Here is a 20098-nt window from a genome sequence, read left to right as displayed (position 1 = left end):
TAATCCCCCCATCTCCGCGTAGAATAGGCCAGCTTTTTATCAGATGTAATAAGAAATGACTTCTAAAAACGACCCTTTTGTTGAAATTCGTCCATACAATGACGAAGAAATTCCAGCGGCGATTGACCGCCTGATTAACGATGAAGAATTCATCAGTGCGATTCTACAACATAGATTTGCAAACCATGCAGGTTGGTTTAAAGCGTTGATGTCACCAATCGTTAAAGTCTACCTCAAGATGAAGTGGTCTAAACTGAACTCCGTTGAAGCGATTCAGATGGAAGTGAAGAAGTACCTTGAGCAGACATTGAATTCAACAACTAAGGGCGTAACGTACTCAGGTTTAGATAAGCTGGATAAGCAGACGTCTTATCTATTTGTCTCCAACCACCGTGATATCGCCATGGACCCAGCGTTGGTCAACTACGGTCTACACCAGAGTGATCATAAAACAGTGCGTATCGCTATTGGAGACAACCTACTGAAAAAACCTTGTGCGACTGAGTTGATGAAGCTAAACAAGAGCTTTATTGTTAAACGCTCTGCAAAAGGCCCTCGTGAAATGATGAAGGCGCTAGGTACTTTGTCGGGCTACATCAAACATTCGTTGGATACGGGGAACTCTATCTGGATTGCGCAGAAAGAAGGTCGTGCTAAAGATGGCAATGACTTTACTGATCCGGCGATCCTAAAAATGTTCCACGTTGAAGGTCGTAAGCAGAAGTTAGAGTTCGCAGAGTACATCAAGTCGCTAAGAATTGTCCCTGTTGCTATCTCTTATGAGAATGACCCTTGTGATATTGCTAAAGCGCGTGAGCTTTTTGAGAAAGCTACAAGCGGTACGTATGAAAAAGGCGAATTTGAAGATATTGAGAGTATTATTCAGGGAATCGTAGGTGACAAAGGCCGTATCCATGTCGCATTTGGTGACGTGATTGGTGATGAGTTCGAATCACCGGAAGCTCTGGCAGAAGAAATTGATCGTCAGATACACGATAACTACAAGCTGTTCCCAATTAATGAATTGGCGGCAGGTGATGAGCAAGTCGAACAGCAGGTTAAAGACATTTTGGCAGGTAAACTTAACCAGCTTCCGGAAGGCGCTCAGTCTTATTTGGTCGCAAGCTACGCCAATCCGGTTAAAAACCAAAGTTAAATAGATTAGAAAGGACGCGATTAGCGTCCTTTTTACTATTGGTTAAGGTGCCACCGCACCACCAAGGTCGAGTTGAGAAGGCCACTTGGTTATTCGGTTTCCACCTAAGAATATGTTGCCTTTGACTGTCATCTTGTCCGGAAACTCAGTGATTTTTGACCCGCCAATATAGAGATCTCCCTCGACTGTTAAACCCTCCGGTAAGGATTCCAATGGTGTTCTAATCACACTTAAATCCCCTTTCACTTTAAAGCGAGGAGGTAGTTTGGTTAAGGGGGTATCTGTAAGGTTTACGTATCCACCGACTTTGATCCCTGCTGGCCATCGAACGATTTGTGACGCAAGTAAGTTGGCATAGCCTTTAATATTGACGCCTTTTGCTATCTTTTTTAGCTGACTGTTTGAAGCGTCTAGACTGCCTTGAATATCCACTCCTTGAGGAATCTCTTTAATGCTGGTTTTGGCAATATTGAGGTTACCTTTTACAACCAAACCCGATGGCAGCTCTTTATAAGGTTTATTACGCAGGTCTAGATTCCCGTAGTTATCCAGATGATTGAGAATACGATAATGATCAATCGGCTCACTGAGAGCAGGTGCAGACAGCAGTACAACGAGAGAAGGCAGAAGCCAGTGCTTCATAGGACAATCCAGACAATGATTTGTTCTAAGTATTAATGAGGAGTTTGGTTAGGGTCAATAAAGAGATGATGGAGTGAACAAAAAAGCGGACTGAATGTCCGCTTTTTAATAGCTTAGCGAGCTAGGGAGCGAGTCTTTAGTTCAAAAATCAGTTTTTCCGCGCTGACTTCGAATTTGAATCGAGCTGTTAGTTCACTCGAGTCTTCTTCAATAGAAGACATTTCATACTCTACGCCTTCGCAGACCTGTTTTGCCAAATCGATGTACTTATTCAGCTCTGCTTCGAGAAGGGCTTTACCTTGGGCAAAAATCGTCACTTCTGCGACATCGTCCCCTTCTTTGATAATAAAGCCCATTTCGCCAGCGCAACCACATGCTTCACATACGTCAGCTTGTTCTCGTTCTGTGCTCATTACGACAATCCTCTTACAAAAATTATGGATATTTTATCGGGTTATTTGAAGGTGATCCATAAAAATACATCAGCTCCCAAAATGGGCTCTGAACAAGATGCTATGTTATAAGAGCGTTAAACAAATAGGTGAGAATTGATAAACCTGTCAAATAATGTGACGTTAGTCATGTTGTTGCGAAATATCATGTCATTATCGAGTCAGGATGGTGTGCAGTTAGTTGTAAGCAAGTTCGATTTGTATGATTATCGTGAGCCAAATTATATAAATGAAAGATAATGCTTATTGCTTTTATAAATCGAGCTGATGTTGTGATTTATGAAAAGTTATCTTACACGACATTGTGTGCTCCATCTAAGACGCCGTTCGTATTATATGGTACGATGGTTTCATTAGGTTCCCATAGGGATCCTCTGAGGCCAAAGCAGGTGTCATGTAAGATATCTAATAGGCGTCATTATTGACTCGTTTGAGTTAGATGGATTTACAGAGAGAAGAGCCTGAACATGCCAAAGCGTAGTAAAGAAGATACTGAAATCACGATTCAGAAGATTATGGACGCAGTAGTGGATCAACTTTTGCGTCTGGGTTATGACAAGATGTCATACACAACCCTAAGTCAACAGACAGGTGTATCGCGAACAGGTATCAGCCACCACTTTCCAAAAAAGACAGATTTCACGGCAGCGTTAGATGGTCGAATCTTTAAGATGTTTGTAGAACATCTGAATTTTGACAATAGTCTGCAAGATTTCTCAGACAGCTGGGTAAAAGCGTTAGACAACGCTGAATTTCTAGCGATTCTACGTCTGCTATTCCACCATATTGTGACATCTCAAAGCACACACGAGTTTGCAATGAACGGGATTGAGCGTCTTTACAAAACGACTGAAGCGCAATTCGGTGCAGACAGTGCCAAAGAGCTAGAATGGTTAATTGGTAAGTCACTGGTTCGCATGGCGAAGTAAACGAATATATCGTTGCAGTGTTAAAAAAGCCTTCCAATTGGAAGGCTTTTTGCGTTTAGAGTTTCCGGAATTGATTGACCAGCTTACCTTGGGAGTCGAGATTGTTTACTAACCCTTCGCATTCATCACGTGTGTCACTCGCTAGGATGTTGGTGGCGGAGCATACTTCACTGATAGATTGAACGCTTGAGTTCATGTCTTCGGTTACCCTGGCCATTTCTTCAATCGCTGTAGCTATTTGACTATTTCTATCTGAAATATCTGTGACTTGGCCAAATAGTGCGTCCAGCTTATCACCAGATGTATTTGCGCAGTCAACACAGATGTCAGACAACTTGTTTCCTTCTTCCATGGCTTGAACCGCTTTATCGGTGCTGGTTTGAATGAGATTAATAATGTTCTGAATTTCTTCTGTTGATTCGTGACTTCGCTGAGCCAGCTTGCGAACTTCGTCAGCCACTACCGCAAAGCCTCGCCCTTGGTCACCGGCCCGTGCTGCTTCTATCGCCGCATTCAGTGCCAGCAGATTTGTTTGCTCCGCTACGCCTTGAATGACCACCAGTACTTCACCTATGGTTCGGCCATGTTCTGACAATTGCTGAACAACATCCGAAGCCACACCTAATTGCTGAGAAAGCTCGTTCATGGATGAAACTGTTTGTTCAACTGAGGATTTGCCTTCCACAACGGCTGAGTTAGCTCGTTCAGTCGCATCCGAGGCGCTCTGAGCATTTTGCGCAATTTCGTTTGCGGTTGAGTGCATTTCATTGATTGCAGCCGCCACTTGCTCTGTTTCAGAGGTTTGCCCCACAAGGTTCTCTGCTGTGGTTTCACAATTATTAGCAGAAGACTGAGCTGCGGTTGCGATTTGCTCGTTGGAGTCCTGAATCCGGCCGACAACAGCGTTTATCTCTGATTGGCGCATTTTCAAAGCTAGCGAAATCTCAGAAATATCATCGACTCTCTGATTATAAACCAGCTCCATCAATGGGTTATCAAACACTTTACGCGCTTGTTCTGATAAATCTTCTAAGCGCCGAGTGAGAACATAGCCAGACAAGGTGGCCAATAAAAACAATGCCCAAACAGCAGCACCGGGTGCAAATGCCCCAATGATTGACGAAATAATCGCAGAGCCTAAAAAGGCTCCGCCTAGGCGTTGCCATAGGCGGGTGCGCGGCATTTTTAGCTGAAAGGGTGTTGTTCCTGCTTTTAACTGAGCGTAGATCTTTTCTGCATTCTTAACATGCTGACGGTTCGGGCTAAGACGCACTGACTGATATTCGACGATTTTGCCATTTTCTTTGATGGGAGAGGCGAACGCATCAACCCAGTAATGATCGCCATTTTTACAACGGTTCTTAACCACTCCCATCCAAGATTTTCCTGACTTGAGAAAATCCCACATGTCCTTGAATGCCTCAGGAGGCATGTCAGGGTGGCGAACGATATTGTGTGGTTGTCCAACAAGTTCATCCAAGGTATATCCAGCTACGTCACAGAATTCTTTACTGGCATAGGTGATATGGCTGCTGGTCTTGGTGACGGACAATAAATTGTATTCCGGCGGGTAGGTGACTTCTCTCTGGGTCACTGGTTCATTTACGCGCATCGAGTTAACCTCGCATCGACAAGATAATGATAATGGCTCGTTACTTCTCAATCAGTATAAGTACAATTTTTAAAACTTGAGAGAATTACCCAATCATTTATTGATTGAATTGTTATTAATTTGCGTTCTTATTCAACTTGTAGCTCACAAGTTGATTTTATTGACTACCCTAATACTAATAGGTTGGGTTAGTGGTTTTGGCTCATTCTCGAACAAAAGTACTTAAACGCAAGGAGGCGGGAATGTCGCTTAGTTCTTCGGTAGGGAGTTATACCAGCGCACAAAGCTTACTCAAACTTCATGATCTCAATGAGGCGGATCTGGCATTGATTAGAAAATTTGGCAGCATGATGGTGCCCAAGTTGGACGATTATGTACGCCATTTCTACGACTGGCTTGATAAACAGCCCGAATACGTACAGTTTTTTGGCGATGAGAAGAAGCTCAAGCGTGTGCAAGATTCACAGGTGCATTATTGGACCGCATTTTTTGAAGCTAAAGTGGACGATGTATATGTCAAGCAGCGTCGTGATGTAGGTGAAGTGCATGCGAGAGTCGGGTTGCCTCTGCCGACGTATTTCGCAGGCATGAATATCTCGATGGTGATTTTTACTAAACGTATGTATGACGGCAGTTTATACAGTGATGAATACAGCTCCCTAGTGACTGCCTTCACCAAGCTGCTTCACCTTGATACCACGATTGTAGTCGATACCTATTCTCGGCTGATCAATAAACGCATCGCCGAACAAAGTGAAGCACTCCTCGCCATGTCGACGCCTGTTACCATGATTTGGCGCGATATTCTGATGTTACCTATTGTCGGTATTATCGATTCCAAACGAGCTCAGGACATCATGACGGCTGTGCTCAATAAGATTTCCGAACACAGAGCCAAGATATTCATCATGGATATTTCAGGTGTCGCTGTTGTTGATACAGCAGTGGCGAATCACTTCATTAAAATCACAAAGGCGACCAAGTTAATGGGGTGTGATTGTCTTGTGTCAGGGGTGTCTCCTTCAATTGCGCAAACCATGGTTCAACTAGGCATTAATGTCGGCGAAGTCAAAACGAATGCTACCTTGCGTGATGCACTTGAAAATGCATTCAAAATAGTGGGCCTCAATGTCGAAGGTCTGAAGAAGTTCTCAGACGAGTAATTAACAGGCCTAACTATGCATAAGTCGATTTCGATAAACCGATTGAAGCACGCGCTCATTGCTACCATTCAAGTGGACCTGAGTAAAAAGGTATTGGATGAATTTCGACAAGAGCTGCTTGATACGATCGTTATGTCGAGTACGGTGAAAGGTGTTTTGATTGATCTGTCCGGTGTAAAAACGCTCGACAGGCAAGACATGGATTCGTTGATGGAGATTGTCAGTGCTGTTGAGGTGATGGGACGTATCTGTCTGTTCGTTGGAATACGACCGGGTATTGCGATGGCGTTGGTCAATATTTCATATAAAACAGAGCAATTGAATTGTGTAAACAATATTGATGATGGTTTAGCAGTTTTGGAGCGCTAGGAAATGACGGCTTTTAATATAGTTGAAGATATTATCGAAACTTATGAGGTGCGTTCGGAATCCGATGTAATGAGCTCGGTGATTGCAGTCTATACATTGGCAAAACAATTTGGGTTTAGTACGCCTTCTGTCAGCGAGGTTTCCACAGTCGTCTCTGAACTGGGGACTAACATAATTCGATATGCGCAGTCTGGGGTGATATCTGTTTGGAAGTTAGAAGGCGAGGATGAACTCGGCATCAAAGTGATTGCACAGGATAACGGTCCAGGGATTGAGGATATTGCTAAAGCACTTGAAGAAAACTATTCGACTGGCCGCTCGCTAGGTCTTGGTTTACCAGGCGTAAAGAGAATGGTGGATGAATTTGATATAGAAACTGCCGTTGGGAAAGGAACCCGAATTCAAGTAGTGAAATGGAGAGAGTAAGATGGGATTTGCTTACAGCTCTCGAACTGTGCCGTATTTCGGGGAAATAGAAACTGGAGATGGTTTTTTTATACAGGAATTCAGCGATGATTTACTTGTCGTCATCATTGATGCTCTCGGGCATGGAAGCAAAGCAGCGAAGTTAGCACGCGGTATAGAAGGTTTTCTTGAAGGGCATGGATGTGAAGATGTGGAATGGCTTATTACTGAGATTCACAGATCGTTTCTTGGTTCAATAGGCGCAGCAATCACAATTGTTTTCTTCGACGCTGCTAAAAAGTCAGCTTTTGGCGTTGGAATAGGTAACACGTTGGTTCGCCAGATTGCCAACGAAAAACGTTCGTTCCCTGCTCAACCGGGCATAGTCGGAGAGCTATTGCCTACGCTTCATCCCTTCCAGTTTGCCTTCGGCGACGGTGATGTGTTCATGTTCACAACCGATGGAGTCAAAGAAAATATCAACTCTGAGCTTTTATCCAATGCTAGTAATGAAACGGTCGAGTATCTATCGTCAAAGTTCATTGAGTCGTTCAGTAAGCCTTATGATGATGCGACGGCGATTGCTGTGAGGTATACAGATGAATAGCCCGCACGCGTTCCGTTTTACGAATGATGACGAGTCTCGCATTGCGTTACGGAGAAAGCTGATCTCAGTACTCGATATCATGGGCTACGACAGGCATTACCGCGACCAAGTGGTGTTTCTCTGTGGTGAAATACTGTTTCAGTTGTTTTCTGTACTGGACTCCATTGAGCTCAAAGTGAAAATACACGACAACGGCATACAGACCTTGTGGTCGTCCGCTGAGGGTAGCGAGTGCCTGCCACGTGTTTCGATCCCTTTACTGTCAATTTCTCAGTCAGAAGATGAGCTTATCTGGACGTTAAATGCAAACAAGCAGCTCAGCGAGAATGATTTCCTCAATATTAAAAATGTGCTGTCTGAGAAAACACGCGATGATCTTATGCATGAGTTACAAATTAAGAACCGAGAGCTGGCGATTCATCAAGAAGGTTTAGAGGAGGAGATTGAGCGTCGGACAAGGGACCTGCAAGCTAGCGAAGCGTTATCACGTACTATCATTGAAGGTGCACCTTCTAGCGTTGCCATTTTAGATACACATAAAAAGATAGTCTTGTGGAATAAAACGGCGATAGAAACATACGGTTATAGTGTTGAAGAGGCGACAGGTCAGAACTTGTTTGACCTATTAAGAGCAGAGCTTCCATTGGAGCTATCTGAGCTACTTTCTCAAGACATCACGATTGAAGACCAAGACAAGGTCAGCGGGGCTTTCTTTGAGGTGCAGACTTACACTCGTGAAGATAAACCGATTCCAATAGATCTTGGTATGACAGTGTTTCTCTTCGATGACGAGTGTCGGATTGCTATGTTTCTTCGAGACGTCACATCAAGAAAGCAGGTCGAAGATGAACTCAACGAAGCTCGAGCAAAAGCAGAAGAAGCGGTTGAGATTAAGTCTATGTTTCTTGCCAACATGAGCCATGAAATTCGCACACCGATGAACGCCATTATTGGTATGTCACATCTGGCATTAAAGACCGATTTAACGCCCAAGCAGCACGACTACATCTCTAAAATCCACAACTCAGCTTCTCTATTGCTGGGAATCATTAATGACATTCTTGATTTCAGCAAAATTGAGGCCGGTAAACTCTCCATTGAAGAGATTGAGTTTTACCTTGATGACGTTCTCCATAATGTCTCCATGGTGACCGGACAAAAGGCATTTGAGAAGGGGCTGGAGCTACTGTTTGACATACCAAGAGATGTGCCTAAAACCCTGTATGGCGATCCACTAAGGTTGGGGCAAATCATTATCAACCTAGTGAACAATGCCGTGAAGTTTACTGAGCAGGGCGAAATCTCGGTTTCAGTCAAAGTGATCCGATCGCTAGACGACAAAATCGAGTTAGGTTTTTCGGTTAAAGACACCGGCATTGGTATGAGTGAAGAACAGTCGAGTAAGCTGTTCAATGCATTCACGCAAGCGGATGGAAGTACAACGCGAAAATACGGTGGTACGGGGCTCGGATTATCGATCTGTCGCCGATTAGTTGAATTGATGGGCGGCGAGATTTCCGTAGATAGCGAACTCGATGTGGGCAGTACTTTTCGCTTCAACATCTTGGTTGGCGCAGTGATGGACAGTGGCTACACCCCAGTCGTTGTTCCAGATTTGCTCAATCATGTTCATGCGTTGGTTGTTGATGACAATGAACACGCGCTCTTAATTATGGAAGACTTGCTCGATATCTTCCTGTGCAAGCCGACGTTTGTCAGTAGTGGCGAGCGTGCATTAGAAGAGCTTAAGAAAGCGTCCGATGCGGGACAGCCATACGATCTGGTCTTTATGGACTGGAAGATGCCCACTATGAGTGGCATTGAGGCCAGTCAACAAATTCGTCAGCAAGTCATCAGAGAGCATCAGCCCAAAATCGTGATCGTGACAGCCTATGATAAAGACGATATTTCAAGCGAAGTAGAAGAGCTGGACATCGCGGGCTTTCTCTCAAAACCAGTTGGGCAGTCTTACCTATTTGACTTGATTATGGATTTGTTTGGGCCAACCAACAACCACTCAACGCCTGGTGTGCAATCCCGTAGACATAAACGAGATAAAGAGCTGGACGGGCTTAGAGTGTTGCTCGTTGAAGATAATGAGATCAATCAGCAAATCGCTGTTGAGCTAATGGAAGAGAAGGGTATTACGGTTATCGTTGCAAATAACGGTGCCGAAGCGATAGAGACTCTGGAAAAAAAGATTGGCACTTCAGAGATGTTTGAAATCATCTTTATGGATCTGCAAATGCCAGTGATGGATGGTTATGAAGCCAGCACGCGCATTCGCAGTGATGCTCGTTATGATGATATCCCACTGATCGCGATGACTGCCCATGCAATGGTTGAAGAGCGAGAGCGCTGTTTGAATATAGGCATGAATGATCATGTATCTAAACCCATCGACCCTGAACATCTGTTTTCTACTATCAAGCGTTGTTGCCAAAATGACTTCACGCAAAATTTTACTCCAATCAGTATTGAAAGTACGGAGCGAACGGAGGAAACACTGGTTGAAGAAGGCGCTAAATCGGTCTCTTCAAGCCTCCAAGAGATTGAATCACTTGATACTAAAAATGGGTTATTGCGGGTTGCCAGTAATGAAGCACTCTATCATCGTTTACTCTCACAGCTAGTAGACAAAGAGTACGATTATGATAACCGGCTTGATGTCGCTTTAGACAAAGGAGACTTTGAATACGCAACATTGATCACCCATACGCTTAAAGGGACTGCCGCCAATCTTGGGGCAATTCGCTTGTCCGACATTGCGTCAAGGTTAGAGCAAGAGCTAGGCCGAGGTGAACGCACAGAGTCACTGGAGCAACTCAAGAGTGAGATGTCCGACTATCTCATGCCGTTTTTCAACGCTATTTGTGATGCACTCAATCGCCCACAACCATTGAATACCAAGGACAAGCTCGACAATGACAGTGTAAAAGTTATCCATCAATTAGACTTGCTTCTTCAGGAGCTTGACGCTCGCGCCATCGATTACCTTGACGAGCATTATTTGTACCTCAATACTTTACTAGGGTCGGAGGAGTTCGACACTTGCTGCAAGTGTATTCACGATTGTGATTTTTTGTCTGCTAGTGTCGCCTTGAGAAAAGCAGCCAGCATTTATCCGTTAGATATGGATAAAGTGTTTGGGGGGAACAATGGATGACCACCTAACCAGCGTCTTAGTTGTCGATGATAATGCTGAGAACCGAGTGTTACTCAGTGGCTTACTTAAACCTCACCATCGCGTATTGGTCGCGACGGGGGGCGTTCAAGCGATAAATATTTGTAAGCAGAAGAAACCTGATATTGTTCTGCTGGATGTCATGATGCCTGAAATGGACGGCTATGAAGTCTGTGAGCGATTAACTTCGGACCCAGAAACTCATGATATTCCGGTGATTTTTTTGACAGCTAAGTCGCAAATAGAGGATGAACAACGTGGTTTTGCTGCCGGAGCCGTTGACTACATTCTCAAGCCTATCAGTCCACCGATTCTTATCTCTCGTATCAATACTCATTTGAGACTGAGAGGAGCTATGGATGCCCTAGCAGAACAAAATGAAGAGCTTGAAGAGCGAGTTAGAAAGCGAACTCGAGAGCTAGAAATGCTTCAAGATGCGACGATTGGTGCAATGGCATCGTTGGCCGAAACGCGTGATAACGAAACAGGAAATCATATTCGACGTACACAACACTACGTTAGAGCGTTGGCGGAAGAGTTAGTAAGAACTGGTCATTACACGGAGTCTTTGACGCCAGAAGCGATTGACCTGTTGTACAAATCGGCACCACTTCATGATATTGGCAAAGTAGGCATCCCTGACAGCGTATTGCTCAAGCCAGCTCGCTTGACTGATGAAGAATTTGATTTAATGAAGTACCACACAACGCTAGGTCGGGCCGTATTAATGACCGTTGAAGACTCAATCGATTTCAAATGTGACTTTCTAACTATCGCCAAAGAAATCGCATATAGCCATCAGGAAAAATGGGATGGCAGCGGTTATCCGGAGGGTATTTCTGGGTTAGATATCCCATTGAGTGCGAGGTTGATGGCGCTGGCAGACGTGTACGATGCATTGATTTCTGAGCGGGTTTATAAGCCTGCATTTCCTCATGATAAGGCAGTGGAAATTATTGCAGAGGGCTCTGGAACGCATTTTGAGCCAGTGATTGTCGATGTTTTTCTTAGTATAGAAAGTACCTTCAAAGAGATTGCTTCTAAGTACAAAGATGAAGGTTTTGATGAAGATTCGTTTCAGTTGAAAGCTAGTGGAGAAGAATAATTTCAGGCTTTATTGGTTGTTGTTTTGTTTAACTTGTTGGTAGTAGGTTCAGCGTCTTTTGGCAGCATTAGTGTGTCTGCTCGGAGTTCTCAAAATAGATACGTTTAATCTCTTTAGATTCATGCCTGATGAGCTAACTATCTGTTACACTGAAATTATTAGCAACACGAATAGCAGTAGGTATATGCATGTCTTTTCCTGTCCTTATTTGTGACGACTCCGCGTTAGCTCGAAAGCAAATGGCGCGTTCATTACCTGCTTCATTGAATGCAGATATTACTTTTGCTGTTCATGGTTTGGATGCCTTAGAGCAGTTAGAGCAAAATGATTTCAAATTAATGTTCCTTGATTTAACCATGCCAGAATTGGATGGTTTTGGAACCCTCGAAGAAATAGGCACGCGTGGTATCGATATCCAAGTTGTCGTAGTGTCTGGTGACATCCAACCCAAAGCGAAAGAGCGAGTGATGACGCTCGGTGCAAAAGCGTTTATCCAAAAGCCGATTGATAAAGATGCTCTGAACGCGGTGCTGAAAGAACTGGTTGAAAAACCAAGCCAACCGCAAATAGTGACGCCCGTCACTGTCGATTTACCCATACTTCGCAGACGCGATATTTATATGGAGGTGGCGAACGTTTCCATCGGCCGTGCGGCCGACGCTCTGGCTCGCCATTTTGATGTATTTGTTCATCTGCCGTTGCCGAACGTCAATATCTTTGAAGTGAGTGAGCTGCACATGGCACTGCGTGACCTAGCGGAAAATGATCAGGTCTCTGGGGTGTGTCAGGGGTTTAGTGGTGAAGGTATTGCTGGTGAAGCCTTAGTGCTGCTAAGTGACTCGAGTGTTTGCGACCTTAAAAAACTCATGAAGGTTCCGGCAGACAGTGAGGAGCTGGAAGAACTGGAACTTCTAATGGATGTCTCAAATATTCTTGTCGGTTCATTTTTGAATGGTTTAGGTAAGCAAGCGGAAGTCCGTTTTTTCCAGAGTTCCCCCGTGCTCTTAGGCCAGCATATTTCAATTGACTCCGTGATTCAGTCCACAACGGGGTCGTTTAAAAAGACTATGACATTTGAGGTCAGCTACAACATCGATGGCACTTCAATCCGATGCGATTTATTGTTTATGTTTGTTGATGAGTCCCTTCCTTTGCTCGACAACAAGTTGTCTTATTTGATGGAGGACTTTTAATGATAAATCTTCCTGCAGAGTTTGAGCAATTCCACTGGATGGTGGATATGGTGCAAAATGTTGACCTAGGATTGATCGTTGTGGATCGTGAATACAAGGTTCAGGTATGGAATGGCTTTATGACTCACCATAGTGGAGTTCAGGCTCACGATGCGATAGATAAGTCACTATTTGAACTGTTTCCGGAGATTCCAGAAGATTGGTTTAAACTGAAAACCAAACCTGTGTATGACTTAGGTTGTCGAAGCTTTATTACGTGGCAACAGCGCCCATATCTTTTTAAGTGTCGAAACGTACGACCTGTGACTCAGCAGGCGGAATTCATGTACCAAAATATTACACTTAATCCAATGAGAACGCCGACAGGCGAAATTCGCTCACTGTTTCTATCGATTCAAGATGCTACTGCGGAAGCATTGGTATCAATCAATCAGCACAAATAGTTCGACGTCAATCTTCAGCAATAAAGCCAGAAATTATCTGGCTTTATTTTTATCTTAGGAGAATCAATGCCTTCACCAACCCCTCTTTATACAGCAGAACAAGTCAAAAATGGTGAGGTTGATGCGGCGAGAGCCAAATCGATCCCCATGTATGAGCTGATGACTCGTGCTGGTCAGGCGGTATTTGATGTCATGATGCATCAGTATACGGAATGCCAAAAAGTATTGATTGTATGTGGTGGTGGGAATAATGGTGGTGATGGCTATGTTGTCGGCAAACTTGCGTTGGAAGCTGGACTGCAAGTAACACTTTGGCAGGTCGTTGAGGAAACAAAATTAAAAGGTGATGCCTTAACGGCTTATCAAGATTATTGTGCTGCTGGTGGCGATACTAATGAACCGGACTTATCGTCTGAGATCGATTATGACTGCATTGTCGATGCACTTTTCGGAACTGGGTTGAGTGGTTCCGTCAGACAGGATGGAATCCACCTCATTAACAGGTTAAATCGGGTTAACGCACCAATTGTTGCCGTTGATCTACCCTCTGGTTTATCAAGTAATAGTGGTCAGGTATTGGGGGCGTGCGTAAAAGCCGACCACACGGTGTCGTTCATTGGGCTTAAACAAGGCTTGTTTACTGGACAAGCTCGCGACTATACCGGAGTCATTCACTTCAACGGGTTAGGCGTAGAGGACATCTTTGATCAGCAAAATACGCCTTCTGCTTTGCTTCTCAATAATTTATCCGATTGTGAGCCTTTTGTACCGCGTTTAAAAACCTCACATAAAGGCATACACGGTAAAGTCGTAATCATTGGCGGTAATAGAGGAATGGGCGGTGCAGCTTTGCTTTCCGCTCAAGCATGCTTGAGGAGTGGTTCCGGTCTTACAGCATTGCTCACACATCCAGAAAATACGCTGGCGTCTCTAGTAGTATGCCCCGAAGTGATGGCGTCGTCATGGGAAGAGGGTTTAGTGAATGAGCAAAGGCTAGCACACTGGTGCGATTGCATCGCTATTGGTCCCGGTCTTGGCACTGATTCTAGCGTGCAGAAGATGTTTCATTCGGTATCTCAACAACAACTCCCCAAGGTGTATGATGCTGACGCACTGAATCTACTCGCCAACCATGTCCACAAAGATGCGCAGCGAATTTTAACGCCTCATCCGGGGGAAGCTGCGAGGTTACTTAACTGTTCAGTCAGTGAAATTGAATCTGAACGATTCCTCGCAGTAAAAAGATTGCAGCAGAAATTCGATGGTGTAACCGTGCTAAAAGGAGCAGGTACGCTAATCTGCGATGGTCAACAAACGTATGTTTGCAATGCTGGAAATCCGGGAATGGCGACCGGAGGAATGGGGGATGTGCTCACTGGTGTCATCCTTGGTTTGTTAGCTCAAGGTGAAAGCTTAACCAGTTCGGCAGTGAAAGGGGTTATGGTTCATAGTCTGGCAGCCGACATAGATGTAGAAAAAAACGGCGAACGTGGACTTTGTGCAAGTGATTTGCTTCCTCATATTCGTCATTTGGTTAACGGAAAATAGATATTAAGATGCCTTTAAGAGACGTTTTACAAAAAAATACGACGTTAACGGTTTCGGTAAACGATTGCTTTCTAGTTTTGATAAACGAGGCTATTGTAGTTAAGTCTTTGTTTACTATGAACTGTTTGAAGTTTGGTGCGTTTGGTGGGGAATTAGGTTTGCAAGATTTCAAAATGGTATCACAAAAAAAATGCAATTATCAGTCTTGCGAGAAATAAATCACGACCTATAATGCTGAAAACCGGAGCGTCTGCCAACGCTCCGGTTTTTTTGTGTCCGAAACTCAGTAAAGCGTCTGCCAACGTTTACCGAAAACGCACGACACGTAAATTTGCTTACAGGAAAATTTATCATGCGTATCGAACAAGAACTTAAGTTAGGCTTTAAAGATGTACTATTTCGCCCGAAGCGTTCTACTCTTAAAAGTCGTTCTCAAGTTGAATTAACCCGCGAGTTTACATTTAAGCATAGCGGTCGTCAATGGTCTGGTACCCCAGTGATTGCAGCAAACATGGATTCTGTAGGTAGTTTCGCAATGGCGAAAGCGCTAGCTGAACATGGTGTAATGACGGCTATCCATAAACATTACACAGTAGAGCAATGGGCTGAATTCGTAAAATCAGCAGACAAGAACACACTGAACAATGTGTTTGTTTCAACGGGCACTTCAGAAGCTGATTTCCAAAAAACAAAGGACATCATGGATCTGAGTGATGACCTTATCTTTATCTGTATTGATATCGCCAACGGTTACTCAGAGCACTTAGTCGAGTACGTAGAAAAAGTACGTGCTGCATTCCCTGACAAGGTAATTTCTGCAGGTAACGTTGTGACTGGCGACATGTGTGAAGAACTTATCCTCGCTGGCGCAGACATCGTTAAAGTAGGTATCGGCCCAGGTTCTGTGTGTACTACCCGCGTTAAAACTGGTGTTGGTTACCCTCAGCTTTCAGCAATTATTGAATGTGGCGATGCTGCGCACGGTTTAGGCGGTATGATTATCGGTGACGGTGGCTGTTCTTGTGCTGGTGATGTCGCTAAAGCTTTTGGTGGCGGTGCGGATTTCGTTATGCTTGGCGGTATGCTGGCTGGTCACGAAGAGTCAGGCGGTGAAATTATCGAAAAAGATGGCGAGACATTCATGAAGTTCTACGGCATGTCTTCTCAGTCTGCTATGGACAAGCACTCAGGTGGTGTTGCGAAGTACCGCGCAGCTGAAGGAAAAACCGTACTATTGCCATTCCGTGGCAGTGTTCACGGCACTATCTCAGACATCCTTGGTGGCGTGCGTTCAACCTGTACATACGTAGGCGCAGCAAAGCTTAAAGAGCTAACTAAGCGTACGACTTTCATCCGCGTACAAGAGCAAGAGAACAACGTTTTCGGTAAAGAGAAGTAATTCAACACTTCGGAAAATTTGAAATATTAAGAGCCGCATTTCGCGGCTCTTTTATTGCCTGAAAACATTTCAATATTACGAAGGTGTTATTTAATTTTGGTTACGAGTGGTCGCATATATTAGTTCTTAAACAATAACAAAGAGCCAGTACTATGCGAATATTATGTTTTGCCTTTCTTGCGTCTTTTACGCTCTCGGTTCATGCCGTTGAGTTTGATCCAAACTTAAACTCTATAGGTGAAGAGCCGGAATATGGTCCATATCCGATTATGTCCGATTCAAACTCTAAACCTGCTACAAGTAGCTTGGTTAGTGCTTCACGCCCTCGCTCGGCTGCAATGACTCGTGATAGTAAATACATAATTTTTGAGGCCAATAGAAATGAACTAGTTTCTGATGGGGTTGAAAGGGAGTGGTTTATTAAAAACACTGAGACTTACGAACTAGAAAAAATCGGTAGGCCTTCTTCTCTTGATCCAAAAGTTCATATGAATAAAGCGACGATATCGCCAAATGGGCGGTACATCGGCTTTACATATTATGTTAGCTCAGTGTGGCGCAGTGTCGTGTGGGACCGTCTAACGGGTGAGATGAAAGCGGCAGAATATGACGAGAATCATCAACCAATTGAAACAGCAAATACAGCTCCAAGAACCCCTTATCAGATTAACGATAGATTAGTTATATTATCGGATTATATGGGCAAATTTTCTATTACTGATCTGACAGATAAAACAACCAAAATAATGAATATAGATATACATGGCAATGAGGCTACAAATTGGCTTAGCTATCTACGCCCCTTTAGTGATGATGGTCGCTATGTCGTATATAAAACTAGTCGAGATCAAATGGATGCTGAGAATATCAGCGAAGACCCATCGAAAGAGACCGCTCTTTACATCTACGATAGTGTCAAAGATAAACACACGAAGATATCTCACTCTAGAAAAGAAAACCATGCATTTGCTGGCAGCAACCAATATGCATTTAGCATAAGTGCAGATGGCAAACACGTTATCTACACTGCACGACGTCCAAGTGAGCCAGAGTACAGTCACTATGAGGAATTCACCAGTTACCTTGTGGTGTATAACATTAGTGCTCAAACCTATGAATATGTAACGGATGTTAACGGAAAGCTAATTCAAAATATCGCCACTCCTTCTATTTCTAATGATGCAGAAAGCATAGCTTTCACCACTAGAAATGATGATTACCTATCTGTTGGAAGTAACTCTAACTACCAGGTAGTGTATTTCGATCGTGTTAACAATAAAATGATTCAACCTAGTATATCTCAAGTGACGGGGGCTCCGACTTCTCAGACGGTTCATCCAGTTGTATACGGCAATGGCAACGGTGTTTTTTGGACTGGATACGGTGCGCCATTGCTGGAAGGAGAAACATCTGGCATGCATTACTACATCATTGGTGAGCCTGCTGAACCAATCATTCCTGAAATCTGTTTGCCATACATCAATTAAACACCCTTCTGGCTTGTTTCTGTACTTGATATATGGAGAACATCAGAATAGTGCTATCCGCGTATCAGGTGAGTAGCTAGTTATAAAGAAAAATACCGAGCTTTACGCTCGGCATTTTGTCTGTTTTAAATAACCCACGAGATCTAGTCACATGACCGGACAGGTATCAACCTTGTATTTGATGCTAATGACATTGTGTAGGGAGTGAATGTTCCACTTTCGCTAGCTTCAATTTGGATGCAGAGATCTGTTCGGCGCTTCGTTTGGACCTGTAAGACATTGTGAATCCCTTCGCTGCGGTCTGACTGTATCTCATATCTGCTGTTGTCCTTATATAGAGTCATATCGACAGAGAGCAACTTACTGGCATCATCGAAATTTTTGTGTTCCCAGACCAGAGTTGCCTTAAAGTTCTTGTCATTGCTGGCTACTCGATACGACTTCGATCTAGACCACGGGCGCAGCTCAAATTGTTTGGTGTTCTCGTACTCGCTGTATGCTTGAGTCAAATCCATGTAACCCCAGCCGCGAGAAGGGCACCAGTTGCCATTAGAATCACAGTACTGAGGGAAATCTTCAGATAACACATTGCGTGAGTTGTTATCTGCACTGTTGATCAGCACGGCTTTTACCAAAGGAGAGAGTTTTTGGTATTGGTGGTTGTTTGACTCTTCTAGTGCTTGTCTTACAAGTACCGCGGCGCCAGCAACGTGCGGAGACGCGAGACTTGTTCCTGTAGCAAGTCGTGTAATTGTATCTTCGTCATATTCTTTGTATTCGTCCTCTACAAATCGGTCTTTGTAAGGCCCTTCATAAGTGTATGCGTTGGGATCTGGCGCTGCGGTTCGAGTGTCATGACCCGGAGCGGCGATATCTGGTTTACGCCTACCATCAGTAGTTGGCCCTCGGCTGCTTGTTGCACGTATTGAATGTTGGTTTCTATCTGTCGTCTTTTCAGTTGGGCCATCTATTAGGGTGGTGTCTACGTTAGCTACTGTTAAGCCGTTATAGTTATCTCCGGGTTTACTAATGGAATAAGGTTGTGGCTCTTCAGCACTACTACCATCGGGGTACTTTGAACCATCATTACCGGCAGATTTTGAAAGTAGAAAATCATTTTCGTAACTGACCGCATCGAAGTATCTTGCCCAGAAAGACCACGTTTGCCATTGGTTTAGTGAGCTTTGTTCTACAGGAGTGAGTATCCGTCCATTACCAAAGCTGTAATTAAGTGATACAGCATCGTAGTTTGCCAAGTAGGATAAACTCGACATGGTCAGATTAGCGGATTTTAGCTCCCTAAGTATTTGTGCGAACTCGCCATCCCCACCTGGCAAGAGGGTATCTGAGGCTGAACCCGCATAGCCACTAATAACATCAGCGTCTTTGGCGATACCGTCATGAGGGCTGATTGAAGAATTCCCTGCCATTGCGCCAGCTACAGCTGTGCCGTGCGTACTCCTTAGATGTCGACTGCCTGCTGTTTTCAGCCATTCTCTTTTCATTGGCCAGTTATAATCTTCTCCGTTAATTCCTTCACTCCCCATCACCAACACATTTTTATCAACAAATGCAGGGTGCTCAAGATCGGTGCCACTGTCGAGCACAGCCGCAGTGTAACCAGTACCAGTAATTCCGTGCTCCCAGAAGCTGTTGATATAGGCATCGCCGGGTTGTGTTTCTGAACGAGACAATAGGACTGATTCCACATTAATATCGAGCTCTTCCTCACCTGCTTTTATCGGTTCAATAAGTCCTAGGCTAGCATTTTGTTTTTGGAAGCTCTTAATGTAAGAAAAATCAGAAGGAAACGGACCCACCAAAAATGTGTAGCCCGCCGCTTGGTAGCGGGTATAGAGAAGAGCATGGTCAGTATAATTTTTAAAACCTTTTAAATGATTCAAGACAGTAGCTTGGTGATTCAATTTTGATTCAACGTTCTGAATGTCATTTTCAGATGCATCATTTTTGAAAACAAATCCAGTCACGACCCAAGATTGGGGTGCCAACGCTTCAACTTGTGCGGTTTCTGCATGAGTTGGCGCAACATAGCCTGCGACCAACATAGCTGCGAACAACGCAGTGTGTTTTATCATTTTATGTCCTTATACAACAATTGTTTTTGGGTATGGAGTTCCATATGCAATGTTGCCAAGTTTCCTATCGGCCTGCGCTGAAGTTTTGACAGAGTGATGTCAAGAAGAGAGGAGGTGTGAGTCTATACCCAAAATACCGAGTGATAATTATTAACTTTATAATTTTATTATGGTTTTCAGGGTGGGTGTAAGCTCATAGCTATAGTTGCCTCTGTAAGTAGCACGAATAATTCAACCAATTATTGAATGCATCTCTCATCATTGATTTAAGACTGAAATCATTTGGCAGTCGGCAAGGTCTACTCGTA

General features: G+C 43.9%; 17 protein-coding genes. 13 read left to right on the top strand and 4 right to left on the bottom strand.

Going from position 1 to position 20098, the window contains the following annotated elements; all coding sequences use genetic code 11:
* Positions 1-55: 55 nt before the first annotated feature.
* Positions 56-1156, top strand: a complete 1101-nt coding sequence (locus tag QMA41_RS07695) for a 1-acyl-sn-glycerol-3-phosphate acyltransferase (protein ID WP_021455718.1) — start codon at positions 56-58, stop codon at positions 1154-1156.
* Between the two features lie 42 nt (positions 1157-1198).
* Here QMA41_RS07695 and QMA41_RS07690 read toward each other — a convergent pair whose 3' ends face one another.
* Both QMA41_RS07690 and QMA41_RS07685 read right to left on the bottom strand, forming a co-directional pair.
* Entirely contained in the window at positions 1199-1798 is a 600-nt protein-coding gene (locus QMA41_RS07690; protein WP_006961247.1) for a hypothetical protein, read from the bottom strand.
* A 113-nt stretch (positions 1799-1911) separates the two neighbouring features.
* Positions 1912-2211 (bottom strand): YfcZ/YiiS family protein, encoded by a 300-nt coding sequence (locus QMA41_RS07685; protein ID WP_019275827.1) that lies wholly within the window; start codon positions 2209-2211, stop codon positions 1912-1914.
* Positions 2212-2717: 506 nt separating this feature from the next.
* Between QMA41_RS07685 and QMA41_RS07680 the strand changes: the two genes are divergently transcribed.
* Positions 2718-3179 carry a TetR/AcrR family transcriptional regulator gene (locus QMA41_RS07680; RefSeq protein WP_006961245.1) on the top strand — a complete coding sequence of 154 codons (462 nt, stop codon included), beginning with the start codon at positions 2718-2720 and terminating at the stop codon, positions 3177-3179.
* Positions 3180-3234: 55 nt separating this feature from the next.
* On the opposite strand, the gene QMA41_RS07675 is transcribed toward QMA41_RS07680, so the two are convergent.
* A complete protein-coding gene (locus tag QMA41_RS07675; protein WP_281629292.1) occupies positions 3235-4791 on the bottom strand; it encodes a PAS domain-containing methyl-accepting chemotaxis protein in 1557 nt (518 codons plus the stop codon).
* Between the two features lie 242 nt (positions 4792-5033).
* On the opposite strand from QMA41_RS07675, the gene QMA41_RS07670 reads away from it, so the two are divergent.
* The 11 genes from QMA41_RS07670 to QMA41_RS07620 all read left to right on the top strand — a co-directional run bounded on the left by QMA41_RS07670 (position 5034) and on the right by QMA41_RS07620 (position 17694).
* Entirely contained in the window at positions 5034-5954 is a 921-nt protein-coding gene (locus tag QMA41_RS07670; protein WP_040121745.1) for a protoglobin domain-containing protein, read from the top strand.
* Positions 5955-5969: 15 nt separating this feature from the next.
* Positions 5970-6323, top strand: coding sequence for an STAS domain-containing protein (locus QMA41_RS07665; RefSeq protein WP_006961241.1), 354 nt, complete (start codon positions 5970-5972; stop codon positions 6321-6323).
* A gap of 3 nt (positions 6324-6326) precedes the next feature.
* The gene (locus tag QMA41_RS07660) at positions 6327-6749 is read left to right on the top strand and encodes an ATP-binding protein (protein WP_021455714.1); all 423 of its coding nucleotides are present in this window, start codon (positions 6327-6329) and stop codon (positions 6747-6749) included.
* Between the two features lies 1 nt (position 6750).
* Entirely contained in the window at positions 6751-7335 is a 585-nt protein-coding gene (locus tag QMA41_RS07655) for a SpoIIE family protein phosphatase (protein ID WP_281629291.1), read from the top strand.
* Complete coding sequence (locus QMA41_RS07650; protein WP_281629290.1) at positions 7328-10501, top strand: response regulator; 3174 nt, start codon at positions 7328-7330, stop codon at positions 10499-10501. Before QMA41_RS07655 ends, QMA41_RS07650 begins: the two co-directional genes overlap by 8 nt.
* Positions 10494-11624: a two-component system response regulator gene (locus tag QMA41_RS07645; RefSeq protein ID WP_021455712.1), complete on the top strand. Its 1131-nt coding sequence runs from the start codon at positions 10494-10496 to the stop codon at positions 11622-11624. The genes QMA41_RS07650 and QMA41_RS07645 overlap by 8 nt, the downstream gene beginning before the upstream one ends.
* Before the next feature lie 188 nt (positions 11625-11812).
* Positions 11813-12817, top strand: coding sequence for a response regulator (locus QMA41_RS07640; RefSeq protein WP_006961232.1), 1005 nt, complete (start codon positions 11813-11815; stop codon positions 12815-12817).
* The gene (locus tag QMA41_RS07635; protein WP_019275301.1) at positions 12817-13260 is read left to right on the top strand and encodes a PAS domain-containing protein; all 444 of its coding nucleotides are present in this window, start codon (positions 12817-12819) and stop codon (positions 13258-13260) included. Before QMA41_RS07640 ends, QMA41_RS07635 begins: the two co-directional genes overlap by 1 nt.
* A 66-nt stretch (positions 13261-13326) precedes the next feature.
* Positions 13327-14808 carry an NAD(P)H-hydrate dehydratase gene (locus QMA41_RS07630; RefSeq protein WP_281629289.1) on the top strand — a complete coding sequence of 494 codons (1482 nt, stop codon included), beginning with the start codon at positions 13327-13329 and terminating at the stop codon, positions 14806-14808.
* A 352-nt stretch (positions 14809-15160) separates the two neighbouring features.
* The gene (locus QMA41_RS07625; RefSeq protein WP_040121740.1) at positions 15161-16207 is read left to right on the top strand and encodes a GMP reductase; all 1047 of its coding nucleotides are present in this window, start codon (positions 15161-15163) and stop codon (positions 16205-16207) included.
* Positions 16208-16359: 152 nt separating this feature from the next.
* Complete coding sequence (locus tag QMA41_RS07620; RefSeq protein WP_281629288.1) at positions 16360-17694, top strand: hypothetical protein; 1335 nt, start codon at positions 16360-16362, stop codon at positions 17692-17694.
* Positions 17695-17837: 143 nt separating this feature from the next.
* On the opposite strand, the gene QMA41_RS07615 is transcribed toward QMA41_RS07620, so the two are convergent.
* Positions 17838-19790 (bottom strand): S8 family serine peptidase, encoded by a 1953-nt coding sequence (locus QMA41_RS07615; RefSeq protein ID WP_281629287.1) that lies wholly within the window; start codon positions 19788-19790, stop codon positions 17838-17840.
* Positions 19791-20098 lie beyond the last annotated feature (308 nt).

Origin of the sequence: Vibrio sp. St2 (assembly GCF_947311885.1) — a bacterium.
In the GTDB taxonomy this organism is placed as follows: domain Bacteria; phylum Pseudomonadota; class Gammaproteobacteria; order Enterobacterales; family Vibrionaceae; genus Vibrio; species Vibrio coralliilyticus.
The sequence above is the reverse complement of the archived record's forward strand: the minus strand, read 5'-3'. Positions and strand labels throughout refer to the sequence as shown.